This window comes from Streptomyces sp. NPDC041124 (assembly GCF_055592385.1).
In genome coordinates, this window is record NZ_JBVIYR010000005.1 from 254,540 (window position 1) to 274,154 (window position 19,615).

Annotated in this window: 13 protein-coding genes; 4 read left to right on the forward strand and 9 right to left on the reverse strand. The window is 73.3% G+C overall.

Annotated elements, in window-relative coordinates; all coding sequences use genetic code 11:
- Positions 1-46 precede the first annotated feature (46 nt).
- The 5 genes from ACZ6A9_RS16040 to ACZ6A9_RS16060 all read right to left on the reverse strand — a co-directional run bounded on the left by ACZ6A9_RS16040 (position 47) and on the right by ACZ6A9_RS16060 (position 7,330).
- Entirely contained in the window at positions 47-1,063 is a 1,017-nt protein-coding gene (locus ACZ6A9_RS16040; protein ID WP_468985127.1) for a Ppx/GppA family phosphatase, read from the reverse strand.
- An 88-nt stretch (positions 1,064-1,151) separates the two neighbouring features.
- The gene (locus tag ACZ6A9_RS16045) at positions 1,152-3,977 is read right to left on the reverse strand and encodes an NHLP bacteriocin export ABC transporter permease/ATPase subunit (RefSeq protein ID WP_468985130.1); all 2,826 of its coding nucleotides are present in this window, start codon (positions 3,975-3,977) and stop codon (positions 1,152-1,154) included.
- Position 3,978: 1 nt separating this feature from the next.
- The gene (locus tag ACZ6A9_RS16050) at positions 3,979-6,201 is read right to left on the reverse strand and encodes an NHLP family bacteriocin export ABC transporter peptidase/permease/ATPase subunit (protein ID WP_468985132.1); all 2,223 of its coding nucleotides are present in this window, start codon (positions 6,199-6,201) and stop codon (positions 3,979-3,981) included.
- Positions 6,198-7,004: a hypothetical protein gene (locus ACZ6A9_RS16055; protein WP_468985135.1), complete on the reverse strand. Its 807-nt coding sequence runs from the start codon at positions 7,002-7,004 to the stop codon at positions 6,198-6,200. Before ACZ6A9_RS16055 ends, ACZ6A9_RS16050 begins: the two co-directional genes overlap by 4 nt.
- A gap of 110 nt (positions 7,005-7,114) precedes the next feature.
- Entirely contained in the window at positions 7,115-7,330 is a 216-nt protein-coding gene (locus ACZ6A9_RS16060; RefSeq protein WP_468985138.1) for a type A2 lantipeptide, read from the reverse strand.
- Positions 7,331-7,897: 567 nt separating this feature from the next.
- Here ACZ6A9_RS16060 and ACZ6A9_RS16065 point away from each other — a divergent pair.
- Positions 7,898-9,199, forward strand: coding sequence for a S1 family peptidase (locus ACZ6A9_RS16065; protein WP_468985141.1), 1,302 nt, complete (start codon positions 7,898-7,900; stop codon positions 9,197-9,199).
- Between the two features lie 456 nt (positions 9,200-9,655).
- On the opposite strand, the gene ACZ6A9_RS16070 is transcribed toward ACZ6A9_RS16065, so the two are convergent.
- On the reverse strand, positions 9,656-11,806 hold the full coding sequence (locus ACZ6A9_RS16070) for a PP2C family protein-serine/threonine phosphatase (protein WP_468985144.1): 2,151 nt from the start codon (positions 11,804-11,806) through the stop codon (positions 9,656-9,658).
- Between the two features lie 249 nt (positions 11,807-12,055).
- Here ACZ6A9_RS16070 and ACZ6A9_RS16075 point away from each other — a divergent pair, with 249 nt between their 5' ends.
- The 3 genes from ACZ6A9_RS16075 to ACZ6A9_RS16085 all read left to right on the forward strand — a co-directional run bounded on the left by ACZ6A9_RS16075 (position 12,056) and on the right by ACZ6A9_RS16085 (position 15,432).
- Entirely contained in the window at positions 12,056-14,500 is a 2,445-nt protein-coding gene (locus tag ACZ6A9_RS16075) for a SpoIIE family protein phosphatase (RefSeq protein ID WP_468985147.1), read from the forward strand.
- A 183-nt stretch (positions 14,501-14,683) separates the two neighbouring features.
- Positions 14,684-14,863, forward strand: coding sequence for a hypothetical protein (locus ACZ6A9_RS16080; RefSeq protein WP_468985150.1), 180 nt, complete (start codon positions 14,684-14,686; stop codon positions 14,861-14,863).
- A 68-nt stretch (positions 14,864-14,931) separates the two neighbouring features.
- Positions 14,932-15,432 (forward strand): metallophosphoesterase family protein, encoded by a 501-nt coding sequence (locus tag ACZ6A9_RS16085; RefSeq protein ID WP_468985153.1) that lies wholly within the window; start codon positions 14,932-14,934, stop codon positions 15,430-15,432.
- 256 nt (positions 15,433-15,688) lie between these two features.
- Here the strand turns inward: ACZ6A9_RS16085 and ACZ6A9_RS16090 are convergent, their stop codons facing one another.
- The 3 genes from ACZ6A9_RS16090 to ACZ6A9_RS16100 all read right to left on the reverse strand — a co-directional run bounded on the left by ACZ6A9_RS16090 (position 15,689) and on the right by ACZ6A9_RS16100 (position 19,544).
- Positions 15,689-16,948 (reverse strand): YncE family protein, encoded by a 1,260-nt coding sequence (locus ACZ6A9_RS16090; protein WP_468985156.1) that lies wholly within the window; start codon positions 16,946-16,948, stop codon positions 15,689-15,691.
- Between the two features lie 346 nt (positions 16,949-17,294).
- Positions 17,295-17,660, reverse strand: coding sequence for a nuclear transport factor 2 family protein (locus tag ACZ6A9_RS16095; protein WP_468985159.1), 366 nt, complete (start codon positions 17,658-17,660; stop codon positions 17,295-17,297).
- Between the two features lie 120 nt (positions 17,661-17,780).
- Positions 17,781-19,544 (reverse strand): ABC transporter ATP-binding protein, encoded by a 1,764-nt coding sequence (locus ACZ6A9_RS16100; RefSeq protein ID WP_468985161.1) that lies wholly within the window; start codon positions 19,542-19,544, stop codon positions 17,781-17,783.
- Positions 19,545-19,615 lie beyond the last annotated feature (71 nt).

Consider the following 19,615-nt stretch of genomic DNA (forward strand, 5'->3'; position numbering starts at 1 on the left):
CTCCCTTCGTCGTGGACATCGGAGCGGACACCGGAAGGGACATGGATCAGGCGGGGGCGGGGGCGGTGGCGACGCGGAGGGGTACGGGGCCGGCGCCCGCAGCCTCCTTCCCGTTGAGGCGGGCGATCTCCGCCCACCACGACGGACCGTCCTCCAGATGCCGCAGCAGCACCCCCTCCCTGAGCGCCCACGGGCAGATCGTCACCGTCCGCAGCCCGGTCAGTTTCATCGCCGTGTGCGCCACCACCGCGCCCGCCAGGCTCTGCCCGGAGCGCGGCGCCGAGATGCCGGGCAGCCGGGCGCGGTCGACGGCCGGCAGGGCGGCCAGCTGGTCGATCGCCACCCGCAGATCGGCGCTGCGCAGCTCCCGCTCCACGAACGGCCCGTGCCGTCCGGGCGCGGCCCCGCACAGACGTCCCAGCTGCTGGAAGGTCCGGGAGGTGGCGACCGCCGTACGCGGCCCCTCCCAGCGGATCCGGGCCGCCACGTCACGCAGCTGGTGGCGCACACGGCGACGCAGGGCCCGCACCCGCTCCGGGGCGGGCGGGTCCTCCTCCTCGAAGTACTCGTGGGTCAGCCGGGCCGCGCCGAGCGGCAGCGACGCCGCGAAGTCGGGCAGCCGGCCACGCCCGAAGGCGACCTCCAACGATCCTCCGCCGATGTCCAGCATCGCCAGGGGCCCGCACCGCCAGCCCATCCAGCGGCGCGCCGCGAGGAAGGTGAGCTCCGCCTCGACCTCGCCCGGGAGGGTGCACAGTTCCACGCCCGTCCGCTCCCGGACCGCGCGCAGCACCTCCAGCCGGTTCGGGGCGCCGCGCACCACGGCCGTCGCGAACGCCAGCGGGCCGGCCGCCCCCCATCGTGCGGCGGCCCGGTCCGCGGCGGCCACGGCCTCCACCAGGTCCTCCACCGCCCGCTCCGGCACCGGTCCGCCCGGTGTGACCTGTTCGGACAGCCTGAGCCGCCACTTGGACGTGTGCACCGGAAGCGGAGCGCCGCCCTCCGTGTCCGACACGACGAGTCTGACGGTCTTCGATCCCACATCCACCACGCTGGTCCGCATGGCCCGTGGGTACCCATTTACCGGGCCGGTCAACGGGACGGCCCGGTACGGAGGTCGAAGACCCGCCACGCCAGGACGCCCCGGCGGCTCACGCCATCTGACGCCGCACCAGCTCGTGCAGCCGGCCGCCGGTGTCGGCCAGCAACTGCGCGGGCGGCCCCTGCTGGACCACCTTGCCGCCCTCCATCACCACCACCCGGTCCGCGTCCAGGACCGTCGACAGCCGGTGCGCGATGACGATCCGGGTCGCCTCCAGGGCCTTGGTGCTCTCGATCACCGTGCGCTGCGTCTCGTTGTCCAGGGCACTGGTCGCCTCGTCGAAGAAGAGGATGCGCGGCCGGCGGATCAGCGCCTGGGCGATCATCAGCCGCTGCCGCTGCCCGCCGGAGACCGCGCCGCTGCCCGAGACGATGGTGTGCAGCCCCATCGGCATCCGCCGGATGTCCTCGGCCAGCCCCGCCATCTCCGCCGCCGCCATCGCCTCCTCCGGCGTGTACGGTTCGGCCCCGCAGATCACGTCGAGGACGGATCCGGTGAACGGCTGCGCGTGCTGGAGCACCACACCGCACTGCCGGCGCACCGCCGACTGATCGAGGGCGGCCAGGTCCTGCCCGTCGTAGAGGACGCTGCCGGACACCGGCCGGTCGAAGCCGATGAGCAGCCGCAGCAGCGTCGACTTGCCGCAGCCGCTGGGACCCACGACCGCCACGAACTCGCCCGGCCGCGCCTCGAACGACACGTCGTCCAGGACCAGCGGGCCGTCGTCGGCGTAGCGGAACGACAGCCGGCGCGCCTCGACCGCACCGGTCAGCGGGCCCGGCCGGGTGCTCGCCGCGCGCACCTCGGGCGTGGCGTCCAGCACCGGCCTGATCTGCTCGAACAGCGGCAGGGCGGCGACCCCCGAGACGAACGCCCCGGTCAGCTGGGTGACCGAGGTCAGCACCATCGTCACCGACGTGTTGAAGGTGAGGAACTCCGCCGCCGTCATCGACCCCCGGGCGGGACCCGCCAGCAGCATGAACATCGCCAGGGTGCACAGCGGCAGGTACACCGCGCCGAGCACCGCCGTCAGGTTCTTGATCCGGCCGGCCCTCTGCTGCAGCTCCCGGCTGCGGGCGAACTCCGACGCCCAGGCGGCGTACGCGTAGTTCTCCGCCGCCGCCACCCGCAGCTTCGGCAGCCCGCGCAGGGTCTGGAAGGCCTGGTTGTTCAGCTTGTTGGTGAGGACCACCAGGCGGCGCTGCCAGCGCACCTGCCACAGCCCGAGCCCCAGGAACACGCCCGCGACGACGACCAGCATCCCGATCGCGGCCAGCGCCATCGGCACGCTGAACCACAGCAGCACCCCCAGGTTCACCGCCCCGACGGTGACCGCCTGGGCCACCGTCGGGCCCACCCCGGCCAGCAGCCGGCGGATCGCGCTGATGCCCATGGCCGCGCTCGCCAGCTCACCGGTGGACCGCTCCGTGAAGAAACGGGTGGGCAGCCGCAACAGCCGGTCCCAGACGGCGGGCTGGAGGGTGGCCTCCACCCGGCCCTCCAGCCGCAGCAGGGTGAGGTTCTGCAGCAGCATGAAGGCGGCGGCCACCACACTGCCGATGATCACCGCGAGACACACCTGCACGATCAGCCCGGTCTGCGCCCTCGGCACGAACTCGCCGAGCACCTTGCCGGTCGCGAGCGGCACCGTCGCCCCGATCGCCACGGTCACCAGACCGCTCAGCAGCAGACCGGTCAGATCACCGCGCGTGCCGGTCATGCAGAACCGCAACAGCCGCAGCGGACTCAGCCGCCGCTCGGGCAGCGGACGGTAGAACATCACCGCCCGGGGCTCGAACTCCTCTGCGTTCGCCTTCTCGACCGGCGTCTCCCGGCCGGTCGCGGGATGCACCGCCACATAGCCGCCGCGTCGCCACAGCAGTGCCACCGGCGCCCCCGACAACGCCCGGTGACCCACCAGCGGGCCGACGTCGTCCCGCCACCAGCGGCCGTGCAGCCGCACCACCCGGGTCCGCAGACGGGAGGCCAGGGCGATCCGCTCGACCGGATCGAGACGGTCCGCGCCGGCGGGGGACTGCGCGGGCGCGGCCAGGGCGATCCCCGCCGCGCGCGCCACCCGCTCGCAGGCCGCGTACGTGGCGTCCGCGTCGGCGGCCGTCGCGCGCTGCCCCGACGGCTTGCCGATGGCGGCGAGCAGCGTCCGGTCGGCCCGGGCACGCACCGCCTCACCGGCCCTGATGCCCTCCGCGGTCCGTGCCTCGTGGGTGTGCTCCAGCTGTTCGATCCACCGGTCCAGCGTGGTCATCAGCCGGTACTGCTGGTCGACCATGCTCTGCCACAGCGCCGGATCCACCAGGAGGTCGGCCGCCGCCTCCGCGCCGTACCGCGAGCCGTACTGCGCGCTGCCCGGCGGTACCTGCATCCAGAACACGTCGTCGTCGCCGGGCGCGGTGGCGCGCTCCGTGGCCATCGGCGCCTGGAACAGCACGGCCAGGCCGCGGCCCACGCCCAGCGCGAGGGCGTACTCCAGCGGGCTCGTCGTGGGCGGCACGTACTGCGGATTGCCGTACTCGTCGTACGACCAGGTCTGGGTGCCTGCCGGCTGGTACAGCTCGCGCAGCCCGATGCGGTGCACCACGCAGTCCCGCAGCGGACGCGCCACCAGGGTGTGTGCCGGACCGGCGGGCGGGCCCAGCACCAGGGAGCCGGCCCCCAGCCGGCCCAGATGGTGCCAGTGGCCCTCCTGCCCCGCGTCCACCGCGAAAAGGTCCACGGCGCCGGACGCGATCAGCCACAGCACCTGCGGCCCCTCCAGGTCCAGCCGGCCGGACCCGGAGCAGTCGATCGGCGTGCCCAGCGTTCCGAGCGCGCCCAGGACGAGGTCGCCGCCCCGGCCCTCGTGCACGGCTGTCATCTCATCGCTCCCTGACCAGCGCCGCGTACGCGCCGCCGCGCGCCACCAGATCCTCGTGCCGTCCGCGCTCCACGACCGTGCCGTGGTCCAGGACGACGATCTCGTCGCTGTCGCGCACCGTGCTCAGCCGGTGCGCGATCACCACACAGGCACAGCCGCGCCGGCGCAGGTTGTCCATCACCACCAGCTCCGTCTCGGCGTCCAGCGCGCTGGTCACCTCGTCCAGCACCAGGATGCTCGGACGGCGCACCAGCGCCCGGGCGATCTCCAGACGCTGGCGCTGACCGCCGGAGAAGTTCCGGCCGTCCTGCTCGACCGGACTGTGGATGCCGCCCGGCCGGCGCGTGATCACGTCGTACAGTGCCGCGTCCCTCAGCGCCTCCACCACCGCCTCGTCCGGGATCGACGGGTCCCACAGCGCCACGTTGTCGCGCACGGTGCCCTCGAACAGGAACACGTCCTGGTCGACGAAGGACACCGACGCGGCCAGCGCCCCGCGCGGGATGTCCTCGATGCGCTGCCCGTCGATCCGGATCACGCCCTCCCACGGGGTGTACAGACCGGAGATCAGCCGCGACACCGTGGACTTGCCGCTGCCGGAGCCACCCACCAGCGCCACCTGCTGTCCCGGCCCGACGGTCAGGTCGAACCCGGTGAGCAGCGGCTCGTCCAGCGGGTTGTAGCCGAAGGCGAGGTTCTGCAGCTCCACGTGCCCGCGCAGCCGGCGGGTGGACTCCCCGGCGCCGGGACGGCCGTAGAGCGGGTCCGTCCGGAAGTTCTCCACGTCCTTCAGCCGGGCCACGTCCGCCGCGAAGTCCTGGATGCGGCCCGCGACGCCGTTGAGCCGGGTCAGCGGGGCGGTGAAGCGGGTGACGAGCGCCTGGAAGGCCACCAGCAGACCGACCGACACGTACCCCTCGACCGCCCGGAGGCCGCCGATCCACAGGATCAGCGCGCTGTTCAGCGTGGCGAGCGTCGGCGCCACGATGCCGAGCCACGCCGTCGGCACCCCGAGCCGCTGCTGTTCCTCCAGGGTCGTGGCGTGCTGCCCGGCCCACTTGCGGAAGTAGCCGTCCTCCCCGCCGGTCGCCTTCAGCGTCTCGATCAGCTGCAGACCGGTGTACGCCGTGTTGGTGAGCCGCGCGGTGTCCGCCCGCAGCTTCGCCGTACGGGTCGCGCGCAGCCGGATGACGACCCGCATCGCCGCGATGTTCAGCAGTGCCACACCGATGCCCACGTACGTCAACTGCGGGTCGTACGTGTACAGCAGCACCGCGTACAGCACCACCACCAGCGCGTCCACGCCCGCCGCCGACAGGTCGCGGGACAGCGTCTCGGCCACCGCGTCGTTGGACTGCAGCCGCTGCACCAGGTCGGCCGGGCTGCGCTGGCCGAAGAACGTCACGGGCAGCCGCAGCAGATGGCGCAGGAAGCGGGCGCTGGACAGGGTGGAGGAGATCAGCCGTCCGCGCAGCAGGTTGCCCTGCTGGAGCCAGGTCAGCACCAGGGTGAGCAGCACACAGGCGCCCATCGACGCGAACAGCACGTCCAGCGTCGAGGTCCGGCCGCCGATCAGGAACTCGTCGATGAAGGTACGGCTGAGTCCGGGAACCGCCGCGCCCACCGCCACCAGCAGCAGGCTGGACAGCACCACCGCGGGCATGGTGCCCGCCGTGCCGCGCAGCCGGGCCGGCATCGCGCCGAGCACGCCCGGCCTGCGGCCGCCCCGGGTGAAGTCCGCACCGGGCTCCATCACCAGCACGACACCGGTGAAGCTGCCGTCGAACTCCTCCAGGGGCACGAACCGCCGCCCCTTGCCGGGGTCGTTGATGTACACCCCGCGGCGGCCGAACCGGCGGCCCATGCCGTCGTAGACGACGTAGTGGTTGAACTCCCAGAACAGCACCGCCGGCGCGGTCACCTCGGCGAGGGCGGCCAGATCCATCTGCATGCCCTTGGCGGTCATCCCGTAACTGCGGGCCGCCTTCAGCAGGTTGCTGGCGCGCGAGCCGTCCCGCGAGACACCGCAGGCGATGCGCAGCTCTTCCAGGGGGACATGGCGGCCGTAGTGGCCGAGCACCATGGCCAGCGAGGCGGCGCCGCACTCGACGGCCTCCATCTGGAGCACCGTGGGCGTACGCACCGTCCTCGCACGGGGCTTGGGCACCGTGCGCCTCGGCGGTGCGGCCCGGCGTCTGCCGCGGGTCTCCCTGGTGGTGCTCACGGCAGCAGCCAGTCGACGGGCCGCCGGTCGGCCAGCCGGACCGACCCCGTGGCCAGGGTCATCGAGGTCAGCTCGAACGGCGGACCGTCCGCGGACGACCACACGTAACCGCTCTTCGTGGCCGACGACCTCTTCAGCTCGACCGTGACCGCCACCGGCCTGCCCTCCTTGGTGAACTGCTCGCCCAGCTGGGCGTCCCCGAGGAAGGCGGCGATCTGCCGGGCCGACTGGACCGACCGGTCGACGGACGTCACCTCACCGCGCAGCACGCCGTACTCCTGGCTCGGCACCGACTGCACGGTGAGGTCCACGGAGGCGTGGGCGGGAATGCCGGCGGCGCTCTCGGCGGGGACGTACACCGTCGCCCGCAGCGGGGCCCCGGCGCGGGCGACCTTCTCCACGGCGGCGACGTTCGCGCCCGTGGAGAGGATCTGGCCGGTCCTCGCGGCGAGCGCGGTGATCCGGCCCGCGTCGAGGGTACGGACGGTCTCCTCGCCCCGCGCGGTGCGCACCTTCAGGACGGGGGAGCCGGCGGGCAGCCGTGCGCCCTCCTTCGCGAGAACGGCGGTGACCTGCCCCGCGACCGGGCTCTGCAGCACGTAACTGCCCTGCCCGTACGTCAGGACGGCGGGCGCGCCGACGGTGGAGGTCACCGATCCGGTCACCGCCCACACCGAGGCCGCCGCCATCGCGACCACCGTCACGGACAGCACCAGCCAGCCCTGCGGACGGGCGAAACGCACCGGGAGGTCGAGCTCTTCGGGCGCCTGGAGCTTGGCGAGGGCCTGTTGGCGGAACTGCACGGGTCTTCCCTCACCTGGACCGACTGTGCGTGGGGACGGGGGACTTCACACGCGTCACGGAGTCCCGGAGCCGGGGGGCGGCTCCGGGACTCCGTGACACAAGGGTGCGATCAGAGACCGGCGACCAGGTTCGTGACCGGCGCGGTGTTCAGGCCGGTGGCGCCCTCGACCGTGCCGACGACCGTGTCGACCAGGCCGGAGACCGGGGCGATGCTGTCCACCGCGCCCGTGAGGGTGTTCACGGCGTTCACGGACAGGCCGCCGGAGACGTTGTCGAGGTCGGCGTCGGAGATCTCGACGGTCTCGACCTGGGGGGTGGAGTTCATGATGGGACTTCCCTTCATATGGAATTTCACAAGGGGGAGCGGCCCCTCTGGGGACAGACGAAAGCCGCGGACCGCGGGCGCCGGACGCCCGTCGCCGGGAGCCCGAAGCGGCCTTGCGGTGCGATGGATCAAAGCACGCCGCCGACGCGGGCTTCCAATCAATCAAACGTCCCACCAGGCAACTTGCGCCCGCCAGGCGCCCAAGCGTGCAGACGCGGGCACGGGGCGGCGGCGACTTCTTCACATGGCTCACGGCATCGTCCCGCCCCGCCCCTTGCGTCCCCCGGCCGGATTCCGGCAGACCGGACCCAAAGCCGTGCCGCGGCCCGTCGGCGCCCGTGCCGGCACCGGCTCCGGTGACCGCGTTGGGCATTCGCTGTGCAGATTCGCTGAAGCAGCCGTTCCGCTCTCGCGTGGCCACGCCACGCCCGCGGTTGGTGACGCTGCGTGAAGGGCGGGCCGGGATTGAACGCGCTTCACGCCCCGCTCGTACCAACAGCCATCCAGGCGCCCCCCGTTGACGCCGCACGGCGGCACGACGCCGGTCCCCCCAGGAGGTCGAGTAGTTTGAGTCACAAGCGAATTCCGAAGCGCAGGGCCGCGATAGCGGTGGGCGGTGCGGTGGCGCTCGGAGCCGCCGCCATCCTCCTCCCCAACGCCAACGCCTCCCAGGACGGCGCGTCGGACGGCGCGGCCGCGGCGCCCAGGACCCTGAAGGCGGGCGACGCATCGGACCTCGCCTCACGACTCGCCGGGCTCCTCGGCGACGCGTTCGCCGGCTCCTACTACGACGGCGAGAACAAGCGGCTCGTCGTCAACGTCGTGGCGGGCGACGACAACACCGTCGTCGTACGGGCCAAGAAGGCGGGCGCGGCCGTCCGCGAGGTCGACAACAGCATGACCGAACTGGAGGCGGGGGCGCGGACGCTGAAGGCGGAGGCGACCATCCCGGGCACCTCGTGGGCCGTGGACCCGCGCACCAACAAGATCCTCGTCACCGCCGACAGCACGGTCACCGGGGACAAGTGGGACCGGTTGGAGTCCACCGTCGAGAGCCTCGGCTCCGGCATGGTGACCATCAAGAAGTCCGCGGGCACCTTCAGGACGTTCGTGTCCGGCGGCGACGCCATCTTCTCCGGCGGTGCGCGCTGCTCGCTCGGCTTCAACGTCACCGCGGGCGACGGCTCCCCGGCCTTCCTGACGGCCGGCCACTGCGCCGCCGGGGGCGACCAGTGGTCCGACGCCCAGGGCGGACAGCCCCTCGCCACGGTCGACCAGGCGGTCTTCCCGGGCGCGGGCGACTTCGCCCTCGTCACGTACGACGATCCCGCCACCCAGGCGCCGAGCGACGTCGACGTCGGCAACCAGCTGGTCCCGATCTCGCGGGCGGCGGAGGCCACCGTCGGGCAGGAGGTGTTCCGCATGGGCAGCACCACCGGGCTCGCCGACGGCCAGGTGCTCGGTCTGAACGCCACGGTGAACTACCCGGAGGGCACGGTCACCGGTCTGATCCAGACCGACGTCTGTGCCGAACCCGGTGACAGCGGTGGCTCGATGTTCACCCGGGACGGCCTCGCCATCGGCCTGACCTCGGGCGGCAGCGGCGACTGCACCTCCGGCGGCGAGACGTTCTTCCAGCCGGTCACCACCGCCCTGGCGGCGGTCGGCGCGACCCTCGGCGCCGACGGCGCGGCGGGCGCCGGCGACCAGGCGGGCGGTGAGGACGCCGGTGGTGAGCAGGCGGGCGGTGATCAGGTCGGCGGACAGGACGCCGGTGGTGAGCAGGCAGGCGCCGGTGAGGAGGCCGGCGCGGGGTACGGAGCCGGGCAGGACGCCGGGGACGAGTCCGGACTGACCGACACCCACTGACGCTCCCGCCCGGGGCGACCCCGGCCCGGTTCCGCCACTTTCTCACTCCGCCACTCCGCCACTCCGCCACTCCGGCGCGGCGGGACCGGGCGGCCGCTGCCGGCGCGAGGACGGACGCAGTATGCTCCGGCCGCCCCGGCATCCGGTCGGCTGACGGGCCGTTGCCGGTGGGCGCCGCACGGACGAGCGGCGGGACTCCGTCCCCGCGACGCGGCTCGGACCGCCGGTCCACGGGGCCCACCGCCCCGGCGGAGCGCCGTCCGTCGCCCCCCCCGGGCGGGCCGTACCCGGATCCCGGACGGTCCTGGAAGAACACCGCCGACCGGCCCGCGGCCGGTACCGGGCCGCCGGACGCACGCGACGCGACCGTCCGGCGAGCGGGGTGGTGACGACCACGGGTGCCGATCCGGGCCCCGAAAGGCCCGGGCGCGTGCCACACGTCCCGGGAGGGCCGGTTCAGCCGGGCGGCAGAGCCCTGAGCAGCAGCACCGCCACGTCGTCCGGGCGCCCCGCCACCTCCGCGCCGTGCCCGACCAGCGCGTCGGCCAGGTCGTCCAGCGGCAGGTCACCGAGGTCGGTGAGACGCCGGCCCAGACCGGCGAGCGCGTCCTCGATGTCCGTCCCCGGGGACTCCACCAGCCCGTCGGTGTACAGAACGAGCAGCGAACCGGGGGAGAAGTCCACCTCGGTCGACGGATACACGGCCGAACCGTCGATCCCCAGCAGCGGACCACCGGCCAGGTCCAGCACCCGCACCCGTCCGTCCGGCCTGCGCAGCAGCGGGGGCGGATGACCCGCGCGGGACATCACGGCACGCCCGTGCGCCGGATCGAGCCGCAGATACAGACAGCTCGCGAACAGATCCGAACCCAGGTCCAGCAGAAGCCGGTTGGTGCTGCCCATGACGTCCTCGGGCGCCTGACCGACGGCCGTGTACGCGCGCACCGCGGTGCGGACCTGGCCCATCAGCCCGGCCGCCGTCACGTTGTGCCCCTGCACGTCCCCGATCACCGCCGCGGCCGTGCCCCGCGTCGGCACCAGGTCGTAGAAGTCGCCGCCGATCTCCATCCCCTGGGTGGCCGGCAGATAGCGTGCGGCCGCCTCGATCCCGGCCAGCGGGGGCAGCGTGTGCGGCAGCAGCGCCTGCTGCAGCCCGTGGGCGAGCCGGTGCTTGGCGTCGTAGAGCACGGCCCGTTCCAGCGCCTGGGCGATCAGCCCCGCCAGACTGGTCAGTACCGCCCGCTCATCCGTCGCGAAGTGGTGCGGGGACGCGTAGGACAGCACGCACGTCCCCACCGGGCGTCCGGAGGCGACCAGCGGCAGGTACGCCCACGCCGAGAAGTCGGACAGGCTCACCAGCGCCGGATACATGCGTTCGACGTCCGCGCGGTTCTCGAAGAACGCGGGCACACCCGTACGGAGCACCTGACTGCCGGGGGTCGGCTCCGACAGAGGCATCCCGTCGTACCCCTCCACGACGCGCGGATCCGCGTACCCGCGGTGCCCCAGCACCCGCAGCCGGCCCGCCCGGGAGCCGAGCACCACCAACCCCTGGCTTCCCACCGCCGGGGCGACCTCGTCCGCGACCAACTGCACCACGTCCTGCACCCCGACCGCCTCGGTCAGCGCACCGGCCAGACCCAGCACCTGGCTGATGGTGACCAGCCGGGTGCCTGCCCGCCCGGGCGGCGGCGCCGTGCGGTCCATCTCCGCGACCGCGCGCGCCCTGCTGATCCGCACGGTCAGGCCGGTGGTGCTCGGGTACAGCCGGAAGGACAGCCACTCCCCGGGCGGCCGCAGCGCGACGAACGAGGTGACGTGCTGGCTGAACAGCGCGGCCCGGTAGCGGTCCTCGTACACGGGGTCGTTCAGCCACGGCACCGACGCCCACAGCTGGGTGCCCAGCAGCCGGCCGGCCGGGACGTCGAGCAGTTCGGCGGCGCCGGCGTTGGCGAATCCGACCCGCCCGTGCACATCGAGCGAGCACAGCCCGTACGGCAGCCGCGCCACCATCCTCGCCGCCTCGACCGAGCCGAGCGTGCCGGCCACGCCGCCCACCAGCGGCGCGGCCAGCAGATCCGGCTCGGCCGCCAGGGGCAGGCTCTGCTCGGCTGCCCGCTCCAGCCGCATCGCCAGCCGGTCGCAGGCGGCGGTCAGCTGATTGCGCTCCTCGTCGGACAGCTCCTGCGGACGCGTCCCCGGCCAGGTCACGAACACCGCCCCGTACGCCCTCGTCGCGGTCGCCACCGGCAGCGCCGCCAGTGCGAAGGGGTACGGCAGCACCATGGCGATCCGGGGATAGCGGCGTGCCATCTCCTCCTCCCCGCCCACCCAGACCAGTCGCCGTTCGCGCACCGCGTCCGACACCGGGATCGGCGCGCTCAGCCCCACCCGCTCCCACGGGGCCGCGAAGGCGCGCGGCAGGCCCGCCATCACCGCCATCTCCAGCACCGGATGGTCCGGCGAGAGCAGGTACACCGCCCCCGAGTGAGCGTGCACCTCGTCCATCACCGAGGCCAGCGTCAGCGACAGCAGCGGACGGCCCACCGGGGTCCGCGCACCCGCCGGCGCCTGCGCGGACGACTGCCCCTCGGACACGGCGACCACCTCCTCGCACGGTCGCGCCCCGCGACCCCATCTTCCTCCTGCCGGGCCGTCGCGCACGACGAGCGGCGACGGGAGGAGCCGCACGCCGGGGAAGGGCGTAGGGTCACCGCCCGCCGGCGAGGCACACCGCTCCCGTCGTCCCACGTGCGGGTCCCCGCGACCGGCCGTCGAGATCGCCGCGAGCGAACGGCGAGTCCGTCCGTAGCCGAACGCTCCCAGGGGCTGCGCCGGTGTCCCATAAGCGCTGTAATGGCCAACGTGGTCGGTGAGGGCGCTGCGGGACGCAGCACGAGAACGCTGCGCGCGGAAGGTGCCCTCGCGGCGATCGCGGCGGATCCGGAGTCACCCGACCGGGTGCGCAGGATCCTGGAGCAGGCCCTGGTCTTCGCCGGCGTCGCGTTCGTCGGCGTGTACGCGCCCAGCGCGGACGGCGAGGTGCTCTGTCTGGCGGAGTCCGCCGGGGTGCCGAGGACCCTGTGCGGGGTGCGTGACAGCTACCCCCTCGAGGTGCCCTCCCCGGTGACCGAGGCGTACCGCGGGCGGCCGGTGTGGCTGGGACCGCGGGACCTCGCCGCGCAGGCCCAGTCGAGGCGCGTGCCACGCCGCGACTTCCACTTGGCGGCCCTGCCCGTGCGCCGCAGCGGCGACGGCTGTCTCCTGGCGATAGGTGAGCGCCCCGGCGGGTTCGACGCCGACGACCGCCTCTGCCTCGGGCTCGTGGCCGACGCCGTCGGCTTCCCCGCGCCGCCCGACGCCACCGACGCCGCGGAGCTGCCGCCGGGTGGCTTCAGCCTGGCCATGGACACCGGCCGGGTCCGGGTCGACGCGGACGTCCTGGAGCTGTTCGGCCTCGGACCCGAGGAGTTCGACGGGAGGGTGGAGACGCTGCTCGGCCTGACGGTGCCCGAGGACCTGCCCTCACTGATGTCCGTGGTCGAGGCCGACCACATGACGATCGGTGACCGGGAACTGGAGTTCCGGGTGCTCCAGCCGGCCGGACCGCCCAAGTGGATCCGGCTGCGCGGCCGGCTGCTGCCCGGCGGTGAGGGCCGCCCGGCCCGGCTCGTGGGCTCCGTCGCCGACGCCTCCACCCTGCGCTCCGACATCACCGACGTCGCCCGGGTCCAGCGGCTCGCCGCCGCCCTGGCCACCGCCGTCACCGTCCGCGACGTCGGTAAGGCCGTCGTCGCCGCGCTGCGCCGGCCGCTGCGCGCCGACCGGATCGCGCTGGCCGAGCTGGAGGGCGAACGGCTCGTCGTCACCGTCCTCGACCCGCCGGAGCCGGAGGCGTGGCCGGAGCTGTGGCGCGCGGAGTGGCGCACCGAGTGGCCCGACGCGCCCGTGCGCACCATGCCCACCCTCGCCGCCGCCCTGCGGGAGGGCCGCGCCGGGATCTGGCCGGCGGGGTCCCCGCTGGAGACGGCTCTCGCCGAGGTCGGTCCCGGCGGGTTGGCGGTGCTGCCGCTGCCCGCCGGCAACCGCATGGCCGGCGCCTGTCTGATCGGCTGGGACGCCCAGCACGACTTCGGTGCCGACGAACGTGCCCTGCTCACCGCCGCCGCCGGCCTCGCCGGGCAGGCGTTGATGCGTGCCCGCGCCTTCGACGCCGAGCACGAACTGGTCGGCATGCTCCAGCGCCAGCTGCTCCCGCGCAGGCTGCCCCGCCTGCCGGGCGGGGTCGCCGTCGCCCGGTACCTGCCCAGCACCGCGGGCCTGGAACTCGGCGGCGACTGGTACGACGTGATCCCCCTGCCGGACAACCATGTCGCCCTCGTCATCGGCGACGTCCAGGGCCACAACGCCGGCGCGGCCACCCTCATGGGCCAGATGCGCACCGCGCTGCGCGCCTACGCCGTCGAGGGGCACCCGCCGGACGTGGTGGTGTCGCGCGCCAACCGGCTGCTCATGGACATGGAGACCGACCTCTTCGCGACCTGTTGCTACGTCGACGTGGACATGGAGGAGGGCTTCGCCTGGAGCGTACGCGCCGGTCACCTTCCCCCGGTCCTGCGCCACCCGGACGGGCGCACGGAGATCGCGGAGGGCGAGGGCGGACCCCCGCTGGGGGTGGTCCGGGAGAGCGACTTCCCCATGAGCCCGATGCGCCTGCAGCCCGGCACGATGATCGCCCTCACCACGGACGGCCTGGTCGAGTCGCCCGAGACCGACATCGACGAGGGCATGGCACGCCTCGCACGGCAGCTGTCCGCAGCCGATCCCGCCCATCTCGGGCCGGTCGCCGACACCCTGCTCGGCAAGGCGCCGCGCAGCGACGACGTCGCCCTGCTGCTGATGCGCTACGACGGCATGATGGCGCTCCCGCTGCGGGAGAGCTGGACGGTGTGGCGGGTGCCCCAGGCCGTCGGCCACGCCCGCCGCTTCACCCGGCGCACGCTGCGCTCCTGGGGCGTGACCGAGGACGTCGACGCGGCCCTGCTGGCCGTCTCCGAACTGGTCACCAACGCCCTGGTGCACACCGACGGCCAGGTCCGTCTCGACCTCACCCTGGTGGGGGGCCGGCTGCGCGTCGCGGTCGCCGACGCCTCACCCCGCACCCCCGTGAAACCCACCAGCATCGGCTGGGAGGCCACCGGCGGCCGGGGCGTCCTGCTCGTCGAGGCCGTGTCGGCCGGCTGGGGCACGCTTCCGGTCAGTGGGGGCAAACAGGTGTGGGCGGAGTTCGTCCTGCGCTGACCTCGCCGCCCCGACCGCCGCACCCGTGACCCGAGCGGCACCGGCGTGACGCGTCGGCCGAGCAACTCGGGTGTTCGTAGGGCGTGAGCCGGGGGCGCCGTGGTGAGTGGGGCGGCGGATGGTTTGCCTCCTGCCGTCCCGGGGACCCGGGGGCGAGCGGAAGCAGAAGGAAGATGATGCGTCGTGACACCGGAGATCAGCGACAAACCCCGGATTCGCCGGCCGGAGACCGGTTGGGCGCGCGCCCGGCGACTGCGCGGCGAGGAACCACTGCGGACCTGCCTGCCCGCAGTGGCGCACGCCGTCCCCGCCACCGCCCCGGGCACGGGGACGGAGACGAACATCGTCAGGGGCGAGGACTAGGGACCGGGTGGCCCGGACGGAGCGTGCGGGCCGCTCTTCGAGCCGCTGTCGCGGGCAGGGGGTGACGCGTGCGGCTGCTCCTGATGTCCGACACCCACCTGCCCAAGCGCGCCAAGCGGCTCCCGGAGCCGCTGCTCGAGGAAATCCCCCGCGCGGACGTCGTCTTCCATGCGGGGGACTGGGTCGACACCGACACCCTCGATCTGCTGGAGGGCCGCAGCCGGAGACTGGTCGCCGTCCACGGCAACAACGACGGGCCCGAGCTGCGCGCCCGATTGCCCGCGACCGCGTACGCCGAGCTCGACGGCCTGCGCTTCGCGGTGATCCACGAGACGGGGCCCGCACGGGGGAGGGAAGCACGGTGTGCGGCGCGGTTTCCCGGCGCCGATGTCCTGGTGTTCGGGCACAGTCACATCCCGTGGGACACCACCGCGCCCACGGGACTGCGTCTGCTGAACCCGGGCTCTCCGACGGACCGCCGCCGGCAGCCCCACTGCACGTACATGACCGCCGTGATCGCCGGCGGCCGCCTGACGGAGGTGGACCTCCACCGGCTGCCCCCGCGCTGACGGTCCGGGCCGCTTCGTCTCGGTGGAAGCGGCCCGGGCGCTGCGAGTATGTGCGCTTTCACGGACCTCCTTCCCACGATCGGAGGTGACAGAGGGCGCCTACCCCCTGTGCCCGGCTCACACACCTCTTTTCCCCTGCCGTCCGGGAACGCGGCGCGACGGTCTCCGCGGTCACGGACACGGCCACGTCCCCGGGCGTCCGGGCTCCGCCCTCGCTCCCTGATGGTTCCCCCGCGCCTCCGCCGTCCCGCTTCGGTCAGTCGCCCGGCGTGCCCCTCCAGTCGGCCTCCACGTGGCCCAGACGCACCCGCTGCGGGTGGTCGCCGACGGGTACGGACACGGTCTTCTCACCGGTCGCGAAGTCGATGGCGGTGACCCGGTCGGCGCCGCTCTCGGAGACCACGCAGGACCTTCCGTCCCCGCTGACCGTCGCCCAGTACGGCTTGGACACGGTGACCAGGGGTCCCTCCCGCAGGGTCGTCCGGTCGACGACGGTCGCGTAGTCGTCCATGGTGCCGGCGACGCACAGCTTCGTGCCGTCGGGCTTCATGGTGATGCCGTGGTGACGGGAGTCGTTGACCCAGGTGGTGCGGTCGGTGCTGGTGGCCGGGTTCTTCGGCAGGGTCTTGGTGCGGGTGATCCGGTCGGTGGCGACGTCGTACTCGAAGAAGCCGTTGAAGAAGGACACCTGGAAGTACAGCTTCGACTCGTCGGGGGAGAAGGCGGCGGGGCGGACCGCGTCCGAGTGGTCCTTCAGACCGATCGCGTCGAGTCGCTCGCGCATGTCGATGACCTCGACCTGTTCGAAGGTGGTGGCGTCGACGACCGTGACGCGCCGGTCTCCCTTCGTCCAGTCCAGCCAGGTCGCGTCGAGCGCGGTGTTCACCTCGCCGATGGACATGTTCCAGATGTGCCTGCCGTCGGCGCTGAAGATGTTCTCGTGCGGCTTGTCGCCGGTGGTGAACGAGCCGAGCTCCTTCCCGGTGCCGATGTCCAGGACGTGCACCTTGTTGGAGGTCGAGGCGGAGACGGCGACGCGCTTGCCGTCGGGGGAGACGGCCATGTGGTCGGAGCGGTAACCGGACACGGGGAAGCGCCAGTTGACCGCTCCGGTGGCGAGGTCGAGTGAGACGACGTCGGCGAAGCTCGGCCGGGACACCACCACCGAGGTGCCGTCCGGGGTGGAGTACATGTCGTCGACGAACTGGTCGTGGCCCTCGCCGACGCTGCTCCGGATGGCCATGAAGTAGATCCAGCGGATCGGGTCGGCGCTGATCTCCGCCATCCGCTCGGCCTTGTCGGGGACGACGTCGATCCGGCCTATCCTCGCGAAGTCGCCGGTGGATTCGATGACATCGGCGGTTCCGTCCCAGTTGTTGCCCACGAACAGCACCTCGCGCAGGTCGGCGGAGGAGTCAGGGGCGGAACCGGCGGCGCTCGCGACGGACGCCGGTGCGGTGACGGTCAGGGCGAGGGCGGCGAGGACGCACAGGTGCCTGGTTCTGCGGAGCTGCATGACTGCTCTCTCTTCTGCGGTGGGGGTGAGTGGAACATGTCAAGGCAAGGGCCGGGGCCCGCCCGGTCCTGAACACCAGTGCTTCACGGGCAACTTACCGAAAAGTAAGGAGGGTTTTCCTTCTCCACAAGACCGCGGACACGACGAAGTTCCGCCGAGAGGCGGAACTGTGGACGCCGGTGGGCGACGCCGGGGCGGCCCGCCCCGGCGTCCGGCAGGGGTGTGACGCGACCACGGGTACCGTCACCGCCGTCCCGCCCGGACGGACCGGACGGACCGGACGGACCGGACGGACCGAACAGACCGGGCGGCGGGCCACGCCCGGGCGGACCGGACGGCGGCGGGGCTACTCGTCCCAGGCCTGGATCATCGTCTGACCGGTGATCTTCCCGTCCCGCAGCGTGAGCATCGACTCCGAGAGCACCCGCACCCCGTCCGGGTACCGGCAGCTCTCGCAGTAGGCGGCGTGATCGCCCTGGACGACGCACGCCTCGAGCGAGTGCGTCATGTCCCGGCTGTAGACGTCGTCGAGCATCGCGGCGATCTCGTCCCGTCCGTGCAGCACCTTGGGGTGACTGGGCTGGGTGTTGCGGTCGACGATGCGCAGTTCGGCGTCGTCCGCGTACAGCGCCACCAGCCTCGCCGACGTGTCCGCCTCGATGCCGCGGCGCAGGGTGTCCGTGCCGAAGTGCGACTGTGCAGCGGTTGTCATGATGACCACCTCCCGTCGAGGCCGCGGCCCGGGCCTGCGACGGGCCGAGACGGCCTCTCCTACGAGCCTCCTCCGGCCCGGCGGACACGGCAAGTCCCACAGCCGTGCCCCCGGCCGCGGTCACTCACCCGTCGCCAGGAACTGGGTCGCCGCCAGCTCCGCGTACAGCGGATCGTCGGTCACCAGCTCCCGGTGCGTGCCCACGGCGCGGACCCGGCCCGCGTCCATCACCACGATCCGGTCGGCCATCGTCACCGTGGACAGCCGGTGCGCGACCACCAGCACCGTCGTCGTACGGGCCACATCGGCGACGGTGTCCCGCAGCGCCGCCTCGTTCACCGCGTCGAGCTGCGAGGTGGCCTCGTCGAGCAGCAGCAGCCGGGGTTGGCGCAGCAGGGCGCGCGCGATGGCCACCCGCTGCCGCTCACCGCCGGACAGCTTGGTGCCGCGGTGCCCGACCAGGGTGTCGAGCCCGTCCGGCAGCCTGGACACCAGAGTGTCCAGCCGGGTCGTCTTCAGCACCCGCGCCACCGTGTCGTCGTCCGCCCCGGGGCTGCCCAGCAGCAGGTTGTCCCGGAGCGAACCCGACAGCACCGGCGCGTCCTGCTCCACGTACCCGATCGCCGCCCGCAGCTCCGCGAGCGGCCAGTCGGCCAGGTCCCGGCCGTCGAGGGTGATCACGCCGTCGTCGGGGTCGTAGAACCGCTCGATGAGGGAGAACACGGTGGTCTTGCCCGCGCCGGACGGGCCGACGAACGCCGTCATGCCCTGCGCGGGGACGCCGAACGTGACCCCGTGATGGACGTACGGCAGGTCCTCGGCGTACCGGAAGCGGACGTCCTCGAAGGCCAGCGCGGCGGGCGCCGTGCCGGGTGCGGGCAGTTCCGCGGGCCCGGCCGCCGGCTCGGCGGGCAGCCGCAGCGCCTCCTGGATCCGGGCGAGGGCGGCGCTGCCCGCCTGGTACTGGGTGATCGCGCCGACGACCTCCTGGATCGGCGCCATCAGGTAGAAGACGAACAGCAGGAACGCCACCAGCGTCCCGATGTCGATGGCCCCCGTAGCCACCCGAGCACCGCCCACCGCGAGCACCGTGATGAACGCGATCTGCATCGCCAGACCGGCCGTGTTCCCGGCCGCGGCCGACCACTTGGCGGCGTGCACGCTCTGCCGCCACGACTCCTCAGCGGCCTCGTGCAGCGTGCGCTCCTCCCGGGGCTCGGCCCCCGAGGCCTTCACCGTGCGCAGCGCGCCCAGCACCCGCTCCAGCGAGGCACCCATCACACCGACCGCGTCCTGCGCCCGCCGGGAGGCGCGGTTGATCCGCGGCACGATCACCCCGAGCACCGTCCCCGCGGCCACGATCACCCCGAGCGTGACACCCAGCAGGACCGGGTCCACGAAGCCCATCAGCACCACGGTCGCGATCAGTGTCAGCCCGCCCGTGCCGAGACCGACCAGCGAATCCGTGGTCACCTCCCGCAACAGCGTGGTGTCGGAGGTGATCCGCGCCATCAGATCGCCCGGCTCGGTGCGGTCCACGGCCGCTATGCGCAGCCGCAGCAGGTACGACGACAGCGAACGCCGCGCCCCGAGCACCACCGACTCCGCCGTGCGCCGCAGCACGTACGAACCCAGCCCGCCCAGTACGGCGTTGGCGACCACCAGGGCCGACATCAGCAGCAGGGCGCCGGTGATGGCCCGGTCGGCCGAGAGGTCGTCGATCAGCTCCCGGGCCACCAGCGGCAGCATCAGGCCCGTCGCGCCGGTCAGCAGGGAGAGCAGGGCACCGCCCAGCAGGGCCCACCGGTGAGGGCGTACGTATCCGAACAGCAGCCGCCATGCGGGCGGTCCGGATTCCTCTGCCGTGTCGGCTGCGATGGTCACGTGGCCCCCTCGGTGACGGACGAAGTCCCAGGCTACGGCGAGGGCACCGGCCCGCCGCGTCCTGGTCGGCA

Coding starts and splice junctions, on each gene's coding strand:
- ACZ6A9_RS16040 (WP_468985127.1), bottom strand. CDS start 1,063: ATGCGGACCAGCGTGGTGGATGTGGGATCGAAGACCGTCAGACTCGTC.
- ACZ6A9_RS16045 (WP_468985130.1), bottom strand. CDS start 3,977: ATGACAGCCGTGCACGAGGGCCGGGGCGGCGACCTCGTCCTGGGCGCG.
- ACZ6A9_RS16060 (WP_468985138.1), bottom strand. CDS start 7,330: ATGAACTCCACCCCCCAGGTCGAGACCGTCGAGATCTCCGACGCCGAC.
- ACZ6A9_RS16075 (WP_468985147.1), top strand. CDS start 12,056: ATGGCCAACGTGGTCGGTGAGGGCGCTGCGGGACGCAGCACGAGAACG.
- ACZ6A9_RS16090 (WP_468985156.1), bottom strand. CDS start 16,948: ATGCAGCTCCGCAGAACCAGGCACCTGTGCGTCCTCGCCGCCCTCGCC.
- ACZ6A9_RS16095 (WP_468985159.1), bottom strand. CDS start 17,660: ATGACAACCGCTGCACAGTCGCACTTCGGCACGGACACCCTGCGCCGC.